Source organism: Psychrobacillus sp. AK 1817, from assembly GCF_008807035.1.
Taxonomy (GTDB): domain Bacteria; phylum Bacillota; class Bacilli; order Bacillales_A; family Planococcaceae; genus Psychrobacillus; species Psychrobacillus faecigallinarum.
Window position 1 is genome coordinate 960,405 of record NZ_CP031739.1, and the last position, 17,831, is coordinate 978,235.

A 17,831-nucleotide genomic window follows, 5' to 3' on the forward strand; every position below is an offset into this window, starting at 1 on the left:
TTTTTCTATATACAAACAAAAACCATGAGCCGTTTTAGGCCCATGGTTTTCCTTATAGTGTAACTACCTTTTTATTGTCTTTTTCTCGAGTAGCAAGTTGAATTGCTAACAGAATACCGAATAAAGCTAAGCCAGCCATATCTGAATAGCCTTCTGGGTAAATAAGCAATAGTCCTGCGAGAATTGCAAACAACCTTTCAACAGGATTCACTTTACGGTACCAATAACCAATCATACCAGCACTAATCGCTAGCATTCCAATGATGGCAGTAAAGGTCACCCATAACACTTGCCATAATGTTGTATCTATCATCAACAGGGTTGGCGAGAATACAATCATATACGGAATGATAAATGCGGCAATTGCCAGCTTGGAGGATTGAATCCCCGTTTTAATTGGGTCACCACCCGATATTCCTGATGCAGCAAAGGCGGCTAAGGCAACCGGCGGTGTTATATCTGCGACTATCCCAAAATAAAATACGAAGAAATGTGCAGATAGTAAAACAACAATCGGAATTGCATTTTGCGCTGTATCTGGTGCTAGTAACGCAATGATTGCAGGCGCTGCAATAGTCGATGTGATAACATAGTTGGCAGTTGTTGGAGCTCCCATCCCTAGAATCAGGGAGGCAATCATTACAAAGAATAATGTAAGAATAATACTACCACCTGCAAGTTTAACAAGACTAGTTGCCAGACTTAGACCAAGACCTGTCTTTACAACAACTCCTACAATAATACCTGCACAAGCCGTAGCCGCAACTACACTAAGTGCTGTACGAGCTCCATCCACTAATGCATCCATTATTTCTTTAGGACCAAGGCGCGTGTCCTTATTAATCCAGCCGACTACGATACATGCCAGAATACCATATAATGCTGAATGAATTACAGGAACACCAACCATCATTAAAATTATGATTAAGAAAATAGGCAAGATTAAATAAATCTTCTTAAAAATCTCTTTACGATCCGGCATCTGTTCATCTGTCAACCCGCGCAAACCTAAACGCTTTGCTTCAAAGTGAGTCATAATCCAAATCCCAGTAAAGTATAGAAGTGCTGGTATAGCTGCTGCTTTGGCAATATCCCAGTATGTCACTCCACGTCCGATGAATTCAACCATCAAGAAAGCAGCAGCCCCCATGATTGGTGGCATTAATTGTCCACCAGTTGAAGAGGAGGCCTCAACTGCTCCAGCAAATTCTTTCTTGTATCCTAGAGATTTCATCATCGGAATCGTATACGCCCCTGATGTAACTACGTTTGCAACGGAGCTTCCTGAAATAGTCCCTTGTAGTGCAGATGAGAAAATCGCTACTTTTGCTGGACCACCAATGAGTTTTCCGGCTACTGCAACTGACAGATCATTAAAATATTGTCCAACCCCAGTTTTAACTAAAAAGGCTCCAAATAACAGGAACGCAAAAATATAAGTAGAGGAAACCGCTAAAGGTGTTCCTAAAATACCATCTGTAGAGAAAAACATTAAATTAACGATATTATCCAAACTTTGACCTCGATGAGCCATGAAGGCTGGGAAGTACTCCCCCAGATATGCATAAAGTAAAAATAATGCTGCTATAATAGTTATTGGTAAACCTACTGCTCGACGTGCAGCCTCTAAAACTAATATGATAGCAATTAAACCTACTATAAAATCTAACGTACCCAAACTTCCTAGGCTTTGGACAAGTCTTTCATAGTTTATAACCCAATAGCTCCCAACAAAAATCGCTCCCGCCCCTAATATGAAGTCATAAAAGGGAATTTTCGTTTTAGATAGTTTCTTTCGTGCAGGAAATAAAAGAAATACAAATAATAAACCAAATCCTAAATGGACAGTACGCTGAATTTGTGCAGGAAATTGCCCAAATATAGCAGTGTAAAGCTGAAATAATGAAAATGCCAACAAGCCTATATAAATAAGGTATTTCAAGTTGCCACCTATACTACGCGTATTGGATTCTGGATCATATTTTTCTAAAAGAGCTTTTTGCTCCTCTATTGATAGCTCCTGAAAATTACTGGACTCAGTGTTTTGCTTCGTTTTGTCATCATGGTTTTCTTTCATTCAGGTTAACTCCTTTCATTACTTCTACTAAGGAAAGCTTTTTCACTTCGACTTTATAAGATTTCCCTTTTTTTAATTTTTCTTTTAAATCATATTTTTTTAATCCATATTTAAAATACAATTTATCCTTCACATCTCCGATAAACAAAGTAAAATGAGGCAAAACAACTGGTTCATCATTTGACAAAGTATATGTACCTTCTTTATAAATCAGAGTTTGCCCTTTTTCTGCATAACTTGGCATCCCAATTGCTACATCACTATACTCCATTGACTGTATTAGAATCTCACTGTCCATTATTTGATAGTTTTCAATCACATCTGTTTTATGTATGGTGTGAGTAAATACAATCTGAAAGTTATTTTCTTCGTTTATCAATAGATAATATGAAACTGGCGAATCTGTACGAGTTTCTGTAAACGAAAATGCAGGTATGAACGGTATAAAAATAAATATGACCGCTATCAGTATAAAGACAAATATTACTTTATTTTTCACAAAGTTTGAAACCTCACTTAACTAGAAAAGAGACTCGAAGCTGTACGCATCAGAGCCTCTTTTCACTAAACGTTACTTGTTCACTTCATCAAAGTATTTTTGTGCACCTGGATGAACATCTATACCAATACCATCAAGAGCTGTTTCTGCTTTGATAAACTCACCTTTTGCGTGACTGATCTTATCTGTGTTTCCATAAATGCCTTTAGTTATTTTGTAGACTAAATCTTCCGAAAGGTCTTTTTTAACTGCTAGCATCGCTAATACGGATACTGCTGGTACCTCATCTGCAAGACCATAAGTTCCTTTAGGCACTGCATCTACTGCATAATATGGATATTTTTCAATAAGTTCTTTTGCTTTGTCTTCACTTACTGGGATAATGTTAACTTTGTTTGTAGCATTTAAAGCCTCAACTGCTGATGTTGGATAACCAGCTGTAATAAAAGCTGCTTGAATTTGACCAGTCGATAAACCATCGGTAGATTCTCCAAAGTCCAAGTTTTGAGCTTGAATGTCATCTTCTATAGATAGACCATGAATTTCTAAAAGCTGCTCAGCGTTTGCGTAAGTCCCTGAACCAGGAGCCCCTACAGAAACCTTCTTACCTTTTAAATCCTCAAAAGAATTAATGCCTGAGTCTGCTAAGGTAACTAATTGTACAGTTTCTGGGTATAGAGCGCCAAGAGCCACTACTGTATCTAACTTGTTTCCTTCGAACATTTCTGTGCCTTCAGTTCCATAATAAGCTATGTCAGTTTGTACGAAGGCAATATCTCCTTCTTCTTCCTGTAAAGCTGTCATATTCGCAGCAGATGCCTGAGATACTTCTGCAGTAGTTTTTATACCTGTCTCTTCAGAAACTAATTCAGCAAAAGTACCACCTAGTGGATAATACGTTCCTTGGGTCCCACCAGTTAGAATACTTAAAAATTTTGGATCTTTTGATTTTCCTGAGTCGTCACCTGATCCACTTCCTGACTCATCTGTTCCGCATGCTGCTAAAAAAAGTATTAGAAAAATACTTAAGACAGCTAACCATTTCATTTGTCTCTTTTTCATATTTTACAATTCCTCCCTTTTTATATAAAAATACCCCAATGTTCTCTATAATTCTATCACAATTTCTCATCACTTTGTCAATCAATTGCATAAATTCCGTCAATTCAACACAAGATAATACGAAATAACCTTAACGTAAGCTAAATTTTTCTCATATGATTGTAAAATGATACCAAACAAAAAACATACATTGTATCTTGTCGATACAATGTATGTTTTGTCGTTAATAATTATGAACAGCTATCGTAAGTAGTATTTTTTACTTTAGAGCCAGTTTCACCTCTAAGTAAATCGCCTTCGGTCGATTCAATAATTTGGTTAGTAACATTGTTAGAGATTGAATTAGCAACTAACTGTAACAAACTATTCACATCGCCTTGGGATTGCTTAAACTCTTGTACAATAGGAATATTGTCGATTTCTTCTTCTATTGCAGCAATTTTACCTTCAATCATCTTTAGTGCTTTTTCTTTACCAAGATGCTGGAAGTTAACCGCTTGTTTTTGTAGGCTCTTTAAGCTAGCAATTTTTTCACGAACGGATTGATTTTCATTAATTTGTGCTTCTGCACGTTTAAAGAAGTCAACCTCTTCCGTGTTTGCAATCATTGTAGCAATTTCTCTAGCCTTTTCAATAATATCGTCTCTAGTGTATTTAGTAGCCATTATATACCCACCTTTTCTTCAATTGTCGCTTCTACTAGTTCACCTGTCAGTGACCATGTTTTAGCATCTGTAATTCTGACTTTAACAAGCTGACCAATAATATCCTTCGGTCCAACGAAATTTACTAGCTTGCTTTTTCGAGTATATCCAGCAAGTACATCAGGGTTGTTTTTACTTTCCCCCTCTACTAATACCTCTACAATATCCCCTTCATGCTTTTTCATAGCAGTGGCAGACATTTCGTTTACTAAAGCATTTAAGCGTTGAAGTCGTTCTTTTTTAACTTCCATAGGCACATTATCAATCATTTTAGCTGCAGGTGTGCCTTCCCGTGGAGAATAAATATAAGTGTAAGCAATTTCAAATCCTACTTCTTTATAAAGAGAAAGCGTTTCCTCAAACTGCTCATCAGTTTCGTTAGGGAAACCAACAATAATATCAGTAGACAATGAAGCATTTGGAATAGCTGCCTTGATTTTTCTTACAAGCTCTAGGTAGTGTTCTCTTGTATATTTGCGAGCCATGATTTTAAGAATATCTGTTGAACCTGATTGAACTGGTAAATGAATATGCTCTACCAAATTTCCACCCTTTGCTAACACTTCGATTAAATGATCATCAAAGTCTCTGGGATGACTAGTCATGAAGCGAATTCTTGCTACATCTATTTTTCTTAAATCATCCATCAAATCTCCAAAACGATAGTCTAAGTCAGTAAAATCTTTACCATAGGCGTTTACATTTTGACCTAGAAGGGTAATTTCTTTATATCCTTGAGCTGCCAAATGACGGATTTCTTGAATGATATCCTCTGGTCGACGGCTACGCTCCTTACCTCGTGTATACGGTACGATGCAATATGTACAAAACTTATCACAACCATACATGATGTTTACCCATGCTTTAATAGATCCCTTACGCACACGTGGAAGGTTCTCGATTACATCTCCTTCTTTAGACCAAACTTCAATTACCATTTCTTTTGATAGGTATGCTTCGTTTAGAATATTAGGTAGACGATGAATATTATGTGTACCGAAAATCATATCTACTTGATCGTAGGTTTTTAATATTTTCTTCACAACTGATTCTTCCTGTGACATACAGCCACAAACACCAATAAGTAAATCAGGATTGCTTCTTCTTAAATGCTTTAAATGCCCAAGTTCACCAAATACTTTGTTTTCCGCATTTTCACGAATTGCACATGTATTTAGTAGAATGACGTTGGCATCTTCCACTGTGTTAGTCGGCTCATATCCCAATTGCATGAAAATACCAGCCATTACTTCTGTATCGTGCTCATTCATTTGACATCCGTAGGTACGTATATAAAATTTACGATTTTGTCCCATCCCTTTGAATTCATCTGCAATTGAAAAGTCGTTGTGGTAAGCCACTTCTTCTTTCCCACGTTTTTTTGCATCTTTTAAGGACGGGGGAGTGTAAACTGCTTGAAAATATTTACTATAATCTTTCTCCATTTTTTTTTCTGGAGAAGTAGTTTCTTTAATTTGAGTACTTTGTAAACGTGATTCCTCGTTCATAAGAACTCCCCTTTCTTTCATTCGCCAAAATCCGTATATCCATCCTATTATACTGAATAGTGCTCCATTGCTACAAGGTATTAAGCTTAAAAGTTCTTATTTAGACAAAATATATAAGGATTTTGAGGTTTATGTGATATTTTACATAGAATTAGATAGGCTTAAGAGCACTTTGCTTCTATTTACGAGACACTTTCACCTATCTTAGGAGTGGGTTTCAGCTATTTAGGAGCGCTTTTCTTCTTTTTAGGGGCGTTCCACTGATTTAGGAGCACTTTACTTCCATTTACGAGACACTTTCGCCTATTTAGGGGCGGGTTTCTGCCATTTAGGGGCGCTTTTCTACTTTTTAGGGGCGTTCCCCTGATTTAGGAGCACTTTGCTTCCATTTACGAGACACTTTCGCCTATTTTAGGGGCTGTTTCCAGCTATTTAGGAGCGCTTTTCTACTCTTTAGGGACGTTCCCCTGATTTAGGAGCACTTTACTTCTATTTACGAGACACTTTCGCCTATTTTAGGGGCGGGTTCCAGCCATTTAGGAGCGCTTTTCTACTTTTTAGGTGCGTTCCCCTGGTTTAGGAGCACTTTGCTTCCATTTACGAGACACTTTCGCCTATTTAGGGGCGGGTTTCTGCCATTTAGGGACGCTTTTCTACTTTTTAGGGGCGTTCCCCTGATTTAGAAGCACTTTGCTTCCATTTATGAGACACTTTCGCCTACTTCAGGGGTCCAACACAACTTTAACGGTGAATTTCTAGACAGAAACTATTCAAGCATGATTGATAAACCACAAATAAAAGGCTCATAGACATTAAAAGTCCATGAGCCCTCTGTTGTTACATAAAGTCTTTTAACAATGTGCTAAATTCTTTTTCACTCATCTTCAAGTTTTGATCAACAAGTGGGGTTGGTGCATAGCCAGGTACCTGTTCTTGGTAGGACGGTGCGTTTTCGTCCTGATAGATAATGCCAGTTACTAATCCTTCGTTTTCCATAACTACTCGTAGTGCTTCTTCACGGTTAGTTGAATCGTATCCTTCCACGTTGGATAGCTTCGTTAAATGTTCTTTGAACCAGTCGTATGTGTTTACTTTGTTATAAGTAACACATGGGCTGAAAACGTTGATAAAGGAGAAGCCTTTATGCTGAATACCAGCTTCGATGATAGCCGTCAGCTCTTTTATATCTGATGAGAAGCCCTGTGCAACAAATGTAGCTCCAGATGTAAGTGCCAGCTCAAGCGGCTTAACGGAAGGTTCTATTGCTCCGCCCGGTGTTGACTTGGTTTTAAACCCTTCTGCCGAACGGGGAGACGTTTGTCCCTTTGTTAACCCATAAATTTGATTGTCCATTACTACGTATGTTAAATCAATATTACGTCGAATCGAGTGAATTGTGTGCCCCATACCGATGGCAAATCCATCTCCGTCACCACCAGATGCGATAACGTGTAAATCCTTATTGGCCATTTTTAACCCTTGGGCGATTGGTAAAGCTCTTCCGTGAATACCATGGAAGCCGTATGAATGGATATATCCTGAGATACGTCCTGAACATCCAATTCCAGAGATTACTGCTAAATCATGCGGTTGGATGCCGACATTTGCTGCTGCGCGTTGTATAGCCGCTTGTACAGAAAAGTCACCACATCCTGGGCACCAGTTTGGTTTTACATTGTTACGAAAATCTTTAAATGTTACCATCTGTTAGCATCTCCTTTACTTGTTTTGCAAGGCTTAATGGCAAGAATGGGGTGCCGTCGTATTTTAAGACACTCACTATTTTGTCATGACCGCCAACATTCATTTTAATAATGTTTGCCAATTGTCCTGTTGCGTTATTTTCCACAACCACTACTTTTTTAGCCTTTGATACTAAAGGCTGCATTTCTGCTGTTGGGAAAGGGTGTATCAAGCGAATATGTGCATGGTTCACTTTAACTCCGTTTTCATTTAACGTTTGTTGTAATTCCTCTAATACCCCACGAGTAGAATTAAAGCCTACAAATAAAATATCTGCTTCTTCATGAGGCGCGTTGACATACACCGGTTGGTCGAAGTTAACGTAGTTCAGCTTTTTCATACGCTTATCCATTTGGACCTTACGATTTAAGGCTGCCTCTGAAGGCTTACCAGTTTCGTCATGCTCTACCCCTGTTACGTGGTGGATAGCATGTTTCATGCCAGGTAATACACGAGGAGAAATACCATCCTCTGTTACTTCATAGCGCTTAAAGTAAGCCTTATCTTCAGTTTCTGGAAGCTCTTCATCAATCATTAAGCGACCGCGACGAATTTCAATTTTAGAATAATCAAAAGGCTCTACTGTTTGCTTACCAAGCGATAATTGTAAGTCCGAAAGAATAATTACAGGTAGTTGTAGCTCTTCTGCAATGTTAAACGCTTGTATCGTATCGTAGAACGCTTCCTCACCAGTACTTGGTGCAATAACAACCTTTGGAATTTCACCATGTGTGCCGTAGATCATTTGCATCAAATCGGACTGTTCTTGTTTTGTTGGTAATCCAGTAGATGGGCCACCACGTTGAGTATCCACCACCACTAATGGTTGTTCGGTCATACCTGATAATCCGATTGCCTCCATCATTAGAGACAAACCAGGACCTGCAGATGCCGTGAATGCACGTACACCACCATAGTTAGAACCAATTGCCATTGTTGCTGCAGCAATTTCATCCTCTGTTTGAATAACTGCTCCACCGAAAAGTGGTAGCTTTTTAATCATGTATTCCATTATTTCAGAGGCTGGTGTGATTGGATATGCTGCCATAAAGCGTACTCCAGCAGCTAGTGCTCCCATGGCGATTGCATCGTTTCCAATCATGAATAGACGACGGTTGCCATCAGCAGGAGCTACCTCCCATTCTCCTAAACGGTCGCCAAGCTGCTGTGCCATAGTGTCATAGCCTTGTTGAATAGCTTGCATATTTTTTTCTACAACTTCTTGCCCTTTTTTACCAAAGATTTCATCGACAACGCTCTGGAATACTGCTTTGTCTAAGTTTAATAAAGCAGACGTTGCTCCAATTGCCACCATATTCTTCATAAGAGAAGTTCCAAGCTCAGAAGCAATCTCTGTAAAAGGTACGATATACATTGGTGCTAGACAGTCCTCTGGTGCCTCAGGTGAAAATTTAGCATCTGCTAGTATTACACTCTGTTCTGTAAGCTCTTTATAATTTACATCAATGGTTTCCTGATCGAACGCCACTAAAATATCTAAGTTATCTGGAATGGTACGTACTTGAGTAGGACGTACACAAATTTTATTGTTAGTATGTCCACCTTTAATTCGAGAAGAGAAATGACGGTATCCATATAAGTAGTATCCTAGGCGATTCATAGCCATAGAGAAAATCTCGCCCGTACTCTCAATACCTTCTCCTTGCTGCCCTCCTACTTTCCAAGAAAGCTGTTGCAACATATAAACATCTCCTTACTATTCTCTTTAAATGCTTTTTTCCTTCATTAGTTTATCACGAAGTAGGGATATTCACTATGTATTCCCTGTATTTTTATAGAATTTCAGACCTTTGACGGAAATGCTTCGTCACCAATTATTCAAAAAATTAGTACTGTATGTACTTTACCCAAAATTTAAGCCGCTACTTATAATAAGTAGCGACTTTTTGCATAACTTTATATAGAGTGCAAAGTCTCCTTATGGAGAACGATTTGCAACAATATATTATTTTGTTTTCTTTTCCACCAGTAATTTCAAAGCAGTTCGGTCTTCACCAGAGATAACAATATCTGTGAAAGCCGGGGAGCAAGTTAGGTCGGTGCCACTTGGAGCAACAAATCCTCTTGCTATAGCAATAGCTTTTATCGCTTGGTTTAATGCTCCTGCGCCTACTGCTTGCATTTCTGCATAACCTTGTTCTCTTATAACTGCAACTAATGCACCAGCCACTGAATTTGGGTTTGAACGAGAAGATACTTTTAAAGAATCCACTATCATTTCTCCTTTTATCGCTATATTTATGAACTTGCTTTCGTTCATAAACTAACTTATGCTCGGAAGAAATTATTTAGACTTTTTTAAGCCTCAAATGGATAATCTTCGTTAATATAAATTCTCTCCTGATGTATCGCTTTACCTGTTTTGTTATCTACCTCTACGAAAAATCCACTCAGTACCGAACGCCCACTCTTTGGCACTTCAAAGCGAGTTGGCATATTTGTTTGAAAACGGTACAGGACATCTTCTTTTTTCATACCTAATACTTCGTCATAAGGTCCTGTCATCCCAACATCTGTAATATAAGCAGTACCACCAGGCAGAATACGAGAATCTGCTGTTTGTACATGTGTATGAGTACCAACAACGACAGATGCCTTTCCGTCTAAATGCCAGCCAAAAGCAATCTTTTCACTTGTCGCTTCTGCATGAAAGTCTACAAATACGATTGGCGATAGCTTTTTTGCTTCCTCTACCATTTCAGTTGCCATCTTAAATGGATCTTCATGTGGCGGCAAGAAGGTTCTGCCGTGCATATTGATAACTGAAATAGTATGACCGTTTTTCGTAACGGAGGTCATTCCTTTTCCAGGTGCCTCTTCTGAAAAATTAGCTGGGCGAATTAAATAATCAGTATCATCAATGAAATCCATAATTTCTTTTTGGTCCCATGTATGATTTCCCATAGTTACTACATCAACCCCCATATGTAAAAGGGAGTTAAAAATATTTTTTGTAATGCCTCTACCCGCTGCTGCATTCTCTCCATTTGCAATTACTACATCTGGATTATATTTTCTTTTCAATCTTGGCAAGTAGCTTTCTAACGTATCTCTACCAATAGATCCAACAATGTCACCAATAAATAAAATTTTCATTATTTTAATAACTTCCCTTCACGAAAAAAAGGCTTCATTTCGAAGCCTTTTGATTTCAATTTCATTTTTTCTTTACTTATTTTGCATACTCGACAGCTCTTGTTTCTCTGATTACTGTTACTTTAATGTGACCAGGATAATCGAGCTCTTCTTCGATTCGCTTACGGATATCTCTAGCCAAGCGATGTGCTGTAATGTCATCGATTTGGTCTGGACGTACCATTATGCGAATCTCTCTACCCGCTTGAATTGCAAAAGATTTTTCAACACCATCATATGATTCTGAAATCTCTTCTAACTTTTCTAGACGGCGAATATAGTTTTCCAATGTTTCACTTCTTGCACCTGGCCTTGCTGCGGATAATGCATCTGCAGCAGCTACTAATACCGCAATAACAGATGTAGCCTCTGTATCACCATGGTGGGAAGCGATACTGTTAATCACTACTGGATGTTCTTTATACTTTCTAGCAAGTTCTACACCAATTTCTACGTGACTACCTTCTACTTCATGGTCAATAGCTTTACCAATGTCATGTAGTAAGCCAGCACGTCTAGCTAATGTAACGTCTTCCCCTAGTTCAGCAGCTAATAGCCCAGCTAAATATGCAACCTCTGTGGAATGTTTTAGTACGTTTTGTCCGTAACTTGTACGGTATCTTAAACGACCTAAAATTTTCATCAAATCTGGGTGTAAATTATGAACACCTACGTCAAATGTAGTCTGTTCACCAATTTCACGAATTTGTTCATCTACTTCTCTTCTAGATTTCTCTACCATTTCTTCGATTCGAGCTGGATGGATACGTCCGTCTTGTACTAATTTTTCTAGAGCAAGTCGAGCAGTCTCTCTTCTAATAGGATCGAATCCAGAAAGAATAACAGCTTCTGGCGTATCATCAATAATCAAATCAATACCTGTTAATGTTTCTAACGTACGAATGTTTCGTCCTTCGCGTCCGATAATTCGCCCTTTCATCTCATCGTTTGGTAAATTTACAACTGACACAGTTGTTTCAGCAACATGATCTGCCGCAAATCTTTGCAAAGCAAGTGAAAGTATTTCTCTAGATTTTTTGTCAGCCTCTTCTTTGGCTCTTGTTTCTGACTCTTTAGTCATCACAGCAATATCGGTTGCTAGTTCGTTTTCTACCTCTTGAAGAATAATTGTTTTTGCTTCTTCTCGTGTTAACGTAGAAATACGTTGAAGCTCGCTTTGTTGCTTATCAACTAATTCATCCACTTCACTTTCCTTCTGTTCGATATGCTGTTGTCTTTGTGTTAGAGCATCTTCTTTACGCTCAAGACTTACTTCTCTCTTGTTTAGAGCATCATCTTTACGATCTAGGTTCTCTTCTCTTTGTAATAACCGATTTTCCTGTTTTTGCAGTTCCATGCGGCGTTCTCGGATGTCAGATTCAGCTTCATTTCGTAATTGGTGAGTTTCATCTTTGGCTTCTAATAGTGCTTCTTTCTTTAATGCTTCTGCTTCTCGCTTTGCTTCCTCTAAAATGAGCGCAGAAGATTGTTTTGCACCAGTCACTTTTGAATCATTCACTTTTTTCAGATAAGTGTAACCAACAGCGCCACCAACAAGTAGACCAAGCAAAGCGGAGATGATAATTTCCATCATTTCGAACACCCCCTATTGCTATACTTTTAAGTTTCAGTTGGCACAAATATGCAATAATTAGTGCATATTTGTACAGCCTTTTTATCATTTAATAAAGAAATTATACAATTTTAATTGTATAGATGTAGAAATACTCTGTCAAGGAAACGGGAGAATATTATTAGTTTTAGGGGAGGGGGGTCATCAAATTATGAAGAGCAAAAGAAAAGTATAGGATGATTTTAGGTAAATACTTATTTATTGATATTTTGATATGTGATAGATATGGTTAATTTTCACTTTAGATGGACGCTTTTCACAAGGAAGCATAACTCTTCTCCTTCGATTATTGCCGTTGTATGATGGCTTATCTTTCTCACCAACAACAACCAAGAGTCTTCGCCTAAAAAGTCGTTTGGATCAAACTTACTCATTATATAAAGCTATCAAATAATATTTTCCTTGAAAAAAGGAATAATAGATGAATGTACACTTTCCACCATGGGAATGATTTGCCATCCCGGGGTTCTCAGCTATAAACTTTATTTTTAAAAAAGGTATCAAGAGATAGACTCTTAATACCTTTTATAATTCTCCACTAAAAGAAGAAGCTTAACTTTTTATTTTTCATCATCTAAAAGTAGCTCGAATTCGCCGTCTTCTTCCTCTTGTTCATGTGCCGCAATAACAAATGAGTTTGAAGTCATTCCTAAAGATTGACGAATTTTTGATGCGATTTCGTCTTTAATAGCTGGATTTTCCTTCAAGAATTGTTTAGCGTTTTCTCGCCCTTGACCTATGCGTTCTTCATTGTATGCATACCAAGAACCGCTTTTTTGGATAATATCGTATTCAGAACCTATGTCGACGATTTCTCCTTCTTGAGAAATCCCTTCTCCATACATAATATCTACTTCTGCTGTTTTAAATGGTGGAGCTACTTTATTTTTTACTACTTTAATTTTTGTTTTGTTACCCATAATGTCAGTACCTTGTTTAATAGCTTCTGCACGTCTTACTTCCAAGCGAACGGAACTATAGAATTTAAGCGCACGACCACCTGGTGTTACCTCTGGGTTACCAAACATTACGCCTACTTTTTCACGAATTTGGTTGATGAAAATAGCTATCGTGTTAGATTTGTTAATAACACCAGAAAGCTTACGTAAAGCTTGAGACATTAAGCGAGCTTGAAGACCGATATGAGAATCTCCCATTTCTCCTTCTATCTCTGCTTTTGGTACTAAAGCTGCTACGGAATCAATAACTATGATTTCAACCGCACCACTGCGAACTAGAGCTTCTGCGATTTCAAGGGCTTGCTCTCCAGTGTCAGGTTGAGATAATAATAATTCATCGATATTAACGCCTAGTTTTTGTGCATAGACAGGGTCCAATGCATGCTCAGCATCAATAAATGCTGCTTGGCCACCAGTTTTTTGAATTTCTGCAATTGCGTGAAGAGCTACTGTTGTTTTACCTGAGCTTTCAGGTCCATAGATTTCAATTATACGGCCACGTGGATATCCGCCTATTCCAAGAGCTGCATCCAAAGCTAGGGAACCACTTGAAGAAGTGGAGATTTCACGGTCTGTTTTCTCTCCTAGCTTCATAACAGAACCTTTCCCAAATTGCTTCTCTATTTGTTTTAAAGCCATTTCTAACGCTGCTTTACGATCATTAGCCAAATGTATTTCCTCCTAGAAACTATCATTTTTTTTACTATCTTTAGTATACTCGGTCTTTGAGAAATTTACAAGAAAAAAGCGAACATCTATTCGTTTATTTGTTAAGACTATCATAATTTGATAGGAAAAAACAGCTCAAAATAGTATTTTGGGCCGTTTTTTATAGTCAAAATTAAATTTTTGAAAGTCCCTCTTCTCTGAGTAAACGAATAAGATAATGGATTGCAAATTTCACAGTTCTTAATCTGTTCGTGTTTCTCATGCCTGAAAGATTCAATTTGTAGGATATTGGTGCAACGTCCCCATATGCAATTCCGATCCAAACCGTACCGGCCGGTTGGTCGCCATGTCCGTCTGGACCAGCAGCTCCAGTGATACCTACACCAATTGTAGTATTAAATTTTTCTTTAACACGGATTGCCATCTCCTCAGCAACCTGACTAGAGACCACACTGTGTTCATCAATGGTTTCCTTCTTAACACCTAGTTGATTGATTTTTACCTCTTCAGTGTAAGTGATAACACCACCTACAAGCGCAACCCCCATTCCCGGGACAGCTGCCAACTCTGATTGGAAAAGACCTGCTGTCATACTTTCTGCAGCAGATATTGTTAGTTCATTGTCAATTAGAATATCTCTTAACTTCGAGGCAAGGGATTCGTTATTATAACCATACACATATTTACCGACACGATTTAAAATTTCAGCCTGTAGTATTTCAATGCTTTTCCATGCTTCTTCCTCAGTGTCTGCTTTCGCAGTAAGTCTTAACGTTACCTCTCCATCAGAAGCCAAAGGAGCTAAAGTTGGATTTGTTTGATTGTCTAACAAGTCTTGGACCTGAGTCTCTAACTCTGCTTCTCCTATTCCATAAAAGCGTATTACATGAGACATAATAACGTTTTCTTTATACAATAACTTAGGTAGTAGTGGCTTAGCCTCAAATTGGAACATTGGCTCCAATTCCTTAGGAGGCCCAGGTAATAACATATATGCATGGTTCTCTGTTGAAAGTAGCATTCCTGGAGCCATCCCATGTTTGTTTTCTAAGACTGTACAGCCTTCTAAAACCAGCGCTTGTTTTTTGTTATTCTCAGTCATCATTCTTCCTGATCTTTTAAAGAAATCTTCTATATACATAATCGCGTGATCATCAAGTACAAGATTTTTGTTAAGGTGTTTAGCAATTGTTTCTTTTGTTAGGTCGTCCTTAGTAGGCCCTAAACCTCCTGAAAAAATAATTAGGTCTGCTCGTTCTTCTGCGATTTTGATGGAGTCTAATAACCGATTGGGATTATCTCCAACTACCGTATGATAATATACGTCTATCCCTAACTCCGCAAGCTGGGAAGATATGAATCGGGCATTTGTATTAGAAATTTGACCTAATAATAGCTCTGAACCTACCGCAATAATCTCTGCTTTCATTCCTAAACTTCCTTCCTACTTTGAGTCAAGTAACACTTTGCGATTCAAATAGAAATAATCAAATCCCGACCATACTGTGAAGAATAGACAAACATACAGCATAATCATATCGAATGGGAAGTTGAACATTTCAAAGAATACATTTCCTAATAGTAAGGATGAAATCGCAATTATTTGTGTCCACATTTTTATCTTGCCAAGCTGGTTTGCCGCCACTACCTCTCCAGTATTAGCTAAAATTAATCGTAGTCCAGTCACGGCAAATTCGCGGCTGATAATTAATATAACTACCCAAGCTGGCGCAACTCCAAACTGCACGAGAATTATTAATGCCGCTGACACAAGCAATTTATCTGCTAATGGGTCCAAAAATTTACCCATATTCGTTACTAAATTATATTTTCGAGCGTAATAGCCATCGATAAAGTCAGTAATAGAGGCGATAATAAAAATAATTGCACCTATTAGATGGTTTGTTGGGATTGTTGCACCTAAAAAGCTAACTTCTCCCCAGTTAAAGTCTACTAGCATAAAAATCATAAAAATTGGGATTAAAAAAATTCGAAACATAGAAATTCTATTTGGTATATTCATTTTGAAAAACTCCTTTCATCTTTCAAACAAAATAGCCATCTCATCGATGACTATTTGTTGAACTGTATAACTAAATTTTGTGGGCTTTTATCCGTTGGAAATTCTACTAACTGGTCATTAATATATACCTCGCTGATTGGAACATCCCCAACACGAACACGGATTTGGGACTTATCTGTTACATCCAATTCGTATGGAGTCCCTGAATTGACCCAGCTATCATATAATTTATTACTATCCTGATCTTTTAAGTTTAACCAAGTTTTAGCACTATTAGCCACAACTTTAAGCTTAAAAGTCTCTGAACCGCTGACAGTATAAGTAGTAGTTTCTCCCTCGGTTCCCACTAAGGTAACCACTTGCTCAGGTGTAGGTTTCTCTGCCTCTTCCTCTTCCTCCACTACTGCCTCTTTTTCCTTTTCTTCCTCTTCGTTATCTACTGCTGTTTGATCAGTTGAAGGACGGTTTGTTTCTAGTGTTACATTTTCTTCAGTTTTCAATTCACTTGAATCGTCTGCTTCAGGCGAATTCTGTCTTAATACCCATACAATCACAATAATCGCTACAATAAACAATGCAACTATAATCATCGGCACTATCTCCATAAACTTATTCGAAGATCGCCCACCTAAGGTTCTTCTTGATGGTGTAGTTGGTATGCTTTTAGCAACTTCCTCATTTGCAGGGCTTGGAATTTCTGCTTTGTAAGTTTCTAAAAGTTCATCGCCATTTAAGCCGACAGCTTCTGCATATTGCTTAATAAAAGCTCTTACATAAAAGGCTCCTGGCATTGTTGAATAGTTTCCTTCTTCAATATTCGCCAAATATCTTTTTTGTATTTTAGTTATTTCTTGTAAATCCTCAATACTATAGCCTTTTGCTATTCTCGCTTCTTTTAAGCGAGTTCCAAGTTCAGTCATATAAAACACCTACCCGTTAAAAATTAAATCCGCCAAATCCGCCAAAGCCACCCATTCCCTTGTCGGACATACCGTGATTCTTCTCCATCATTTCATACGTTATTTCCTCATCAGGACTATGGCGAAGCTCAATTATATAATCAAAATCTTCAATGGAATATTCTGAATGCTGGATGAACATATCTGGATGCTCAACTACTTTAATAGTAGGCATCCTCATCATTTCCCTTACTAGCTGGAGATGTTTTTCATCGTTTGATTTTCGGGTAACAATACCATCCAGTATAAAAATATTACGATCACTGAATTCATCTCCTGCGAGCTGATTTCTAATAGTTTGCTTAATCATGGTAGACGATAAGAAAATCCACTTTTTGTTCGCACATACACTAGCCGCCACTACAGACTCTGTTTTTCCAACTCGTGGCATCCCTCTTATACCTATCAGCTTGTGTCCTTCCTGTTTAAAAATTTCAGCCATAAAATCAACAAGAAGTCCAAGCTCATCTCTTACAAAACGAAAAGTCTTTCTATCATCCGCATCTCTTTGTATGTACCTTCCATGACGAACAGCTAAACGGTCTCTTAACTTAGGCTCACGGAATTTAGTCAAATGAATCGTTTCCATTGTGGAAATGATGTGCTCAAAGCGTTCAATATTTTCTTTTTTCTCTGCCTTAATGAGCATACCACGTCTACCCTCGTCCACTCCATTAATTGTAACTATATTTACGCGTAACATACCTAATAGAGAAGAAATGTCTCCTAAAAGTCCGGGACGATTTACTTGAATTTCATATTCAAAAAACCACTCACTTGCCAACATGTATTCCTCCCTGTTTAGAATGACGTTTTCACTTCATTAATAGTTCTATCAT

The 17,831-nt window shown here is 38.0% G+C and carries 15 protein-coding genes; all 15 read right to left on the reverse strand.

Translation table 11 applies throughout. The features are described 5' to 3' along the window. Window positions 1-52: 52 nt before the first annotated feature. Entirely contained in the window at window positions 53-2,077 is a 2,025-nt protein-coding gene (locus tag D0S48_RS05080) for a TRAP transporter permease (RefSeq protein ID WP_151110480.1), read from the reverse strand. Next, window positions 2,061-2,576: a DUF1850 domain-containing protein gene (locus tag D0S48_RS05085; RefSeq protein ID WP_225321697.1), complete on the reverse strand. Its 516-nt coding sequence runs from the start codon at window positions 2,574-2,576 to the stop codon at window positions 2,061-2,063. Before D0S48_RS05085 ends, D0S48_RS05080 begins: the two co-directional genes overlap by 17 nt. Before the next feature lie 72 nt (window positions 2,577-2,648). Next, the gene (locus tag D0S48_RS05090; protein ID WP_151110482.1) at window positions 2,649-3,638 is read right to left on the reverse strand and encodes a TAXI family TRAP transporter solute-binding subunit; all 990 of its coding nucleotides are present in this window, start codon (window positions 3,636-3,638) and stop codon (window positions 2,649-2,651) included. A gap of 230 nt (window positions 3,639-3,868) precedes the next feature. Beyond that, window positions 3,869-4,303 (reverse strand): YlbF/YmcA family competence regulator, encoded by a 435-nt coding sequence (locus D0S48_RS05095; protein WP_144538122.1) that lies wholly within the window; start codon window positions 4,301-4,303, stop codon window positions 3,869-3,871. Further along, window positions 4,303-5,850 (reverse strand): tRNA (N6-isopentenyl adenosine(37)-C2)-methylthiotransferase MiaB, encoded by a 1,548-nt coding sequence (gene miaB / locus D0S48_RS05100; protein ID WP_144538121.1) that lies wholly within the window; start codon window positions 5,848-5,850, stop codon window positions 4,303-4,305. Before miaB ends, D0S48_RS05095 begins: the two co-directional genes overlap by 1 nt. Before the next feature lie 837 nt (window positions 5,851-6,687). Next, window positions 6,688-7,554, reverse strand: a complete 867-nt coding sequence (locus D0S48_RS05105) for a 2-oxoacid:ferredoxin oxidoreductase subunit beta (RefSeq protein WP_144538120.1) — start codon at window positions 7,552-7,554, stop codon at window positions 6,688-6,690. After that, the gene (locus tag D0S48_RS05110) at window positions 7,541-9,295 is read right to left on the reverse strand and encodes a 2-oxoacid:acceptor oxidoreductase subunit alpha (RefSeq protein ID WP_151110484.1); all 1,755 of its coding nucleotides are present in this window, start codon (window positions 9,293-9,295) and stop codon (window positions 7,541-7,543) included. Before D0S48_RS05110 ends, D0S48_RS05105 begins: the two co-directional genes overlap by 14 nt. 264 nt (window positions 9,296-9,559) lie before the next feature. After that, a complete protein-coding gene (locus D0S48_RS05115; protein ID WP_144538118.1) occupies window positions 9,560-9,826 on the reverse strand; it encodes a stage V sporulation protein S in 267 nt (88 codons plus the stop codon). Between the two features lie 86 nt (window positions 9,827-9,912). Further along, window positions 9,913-10,710 carry a TIGR00282 family metallophosphoesterase gene (locus D0S48_RS05120; protein WP_151110486.1) on the reverse strand — a complete coding sequence of 266 codons (798 nt, stop codon included), beginning with the start codon at window positions 10,708-10,710 and terminating at the stop codon, window positions 9,913-9,915. 76 nt (window positions 10,711-10,786) lie between these two features. After that, window positions 10,787-12,340 (reverse strand): ribonuclease Y, encoded by a 1,554-nt coding sequence (rny, locus tag D0S48_RS05125; RefSeq protein WP_144538257.1) that lies wholly within the window; start codon window positions 12,338-12,340, stop codon window positions 10,787-10,789. Between the two features lie 602 nt (window positions 12,341-12,942). Next, window positions 12,943-14,010: a recombinase RecA gene (gene recA / locus D0S48_RS05130; protein ID WP_225215853.1), complete on the reverse strand. Its 1,068-nt coding sequence runs from the start codon at window positions 14,008-14,010 to the stop codon at window positions 12,943-12,945. 172 nt (window positions 14,011-14,182) lie between these two features. Next, window positions 14,183-15,439 (reverse strand): competence/damage-inducible protein A, encoded by a 1,257-nt coding sequence (locus tag D0S48_RS05135; RefSeq protein WP_151110488.1) that lies wholly within the window; start codon window positions 15,437-15,439, stop codon window positions 14,183-14,185. Between the two features lie 15 nt (window positions 15,440-15,454). Further along, window positions 15,455-16,033, reverse strand: a complete 579-nt coding sequence (gene pgsA / locus D0S48_RS05140; protein ID WP_144538115.1) for a CDP-diacylglycerol--glycerol-3-phosphate 3-phosphatidyltransferase — start codon at window positions 16,031-16,033, stop codon at window positions 15,455-15,457. A gap of 50 nt (window positions 16,034-16,083) precedes the next feature. After that, window positions 16,084-16,953 (reverse strand): helix-turn-helix domain-containing protein, encoded by an 870-nt coding sequence (locus D0S48_RS05145; protein ID WP_151110490.1) that lies wholly within the window; start codon window positions 16,951-16,953, stop codon window positions 16,084-16,086. Between the two features lie 16 nt (window positions 16,954-16,969). Further along, window positions 16,970-17,779 carry a DUF3388 domain-containing protein gene (locus D0S48_RS05150; protein ID WP_151110492.1) on the reverse strand — a complete coding sequence of 270 codons (810 nt, stop codon included), beginning with the start codon at window positions 17,777-17,779 and terminating at the stop codon, window positions 16,970-16,972. Between the last annotated feature and the right edge of the window lie 52 nt (window positions 17,780-17,831).

Excerpts from the sequence above, each read along its gene's own strand:
- D0S48_RS05080 (WP_151110480.1), bottom strand. The coding sequence starts at position 2,077 with ATGAAAGAAAACCATGATGACAAAACGAAGCAAAACACTGAGTCCAGT.
- D0S48_RS05090 (WP_151110482.1), bottom strand. The coding sequence starts at position 3,638 with ATGAAAAAGAGACAAATGAAATGGTTAGCTGTCTTAAGTATTTTTCTA.
- D0S48_RS05095 (WP_144538122.1), bottom strand. The coding sequence starts at position 4,303 with ATGGCTACTAAATACACTAGAGACGATATTATTGAAAAGGCTAGAGAA.
- miaB (WP_144538121.1), bottom strand. The coding sequence starts at position 5,850 with ATGAACGAGGAATCACGTTTACAAAGTACTCAAATTAAAGAAACTACT.
- D0S48_RS05105 (WP_144538120.1), bottom strand. The coding sequence starts at position 7,554 with ATGGTAACATTTAAAGATTTTCGTAACAATGTAAAACCAAACTGGTGC.
- D0S48_RS05110 (WP_151110484.1), bottom strand. The coding sequence starts at position 9,295 with ATGTTGCAACAGCTTTCTTGGAAAGTAGGAGGGCAGCAAGGAGAAGGT.
- D0S48_RS05120 (WP_151110486.1), bottom strand. The coding sequence starts at position 10,710 with ATGAAAATTTTATTTATTGGTGACATTGTTGGATCTATTGGTAGAGAT.
- rny (WP_144538257.1), bottom strand. The coding sequence starts at position 12,340 with ATGGAAATTATCATCTCCGCTTTGCTTGGTCTACTTGTTGGTGGCGCT.
- D0S48_RS05135 (WP_151110488.1), bottom strand. The coding sequence starts at position 15,439 with ATGAAAGCAGAGATTATTGCGGTAGGTTCAGAGCTATTATTAGGTCAA.
- pgsA (WP_144538115.1), bottom strand. The coding sequence starts at position 16,033 with ATGAATATACCAAATAGAATTTCTATGTTTCGAATTTTTTTAATCCCA.
- D0S48_RS05145 (WP_151110490.1), bottom strand. The coding sequence starts at position 16,953 with ATGACTGAACTTGGAACTCGCTTAAAAGAAGCGAGAATAGCAAAAGGC.
- D0S48_RS05150 (WP_151110492.1), bottom strand. The coding sequence starts at position 17,779 with ATGTTGGCAAGTGAGTGGTTTTTTGAATATGAAATTCAAGTAAATCGT.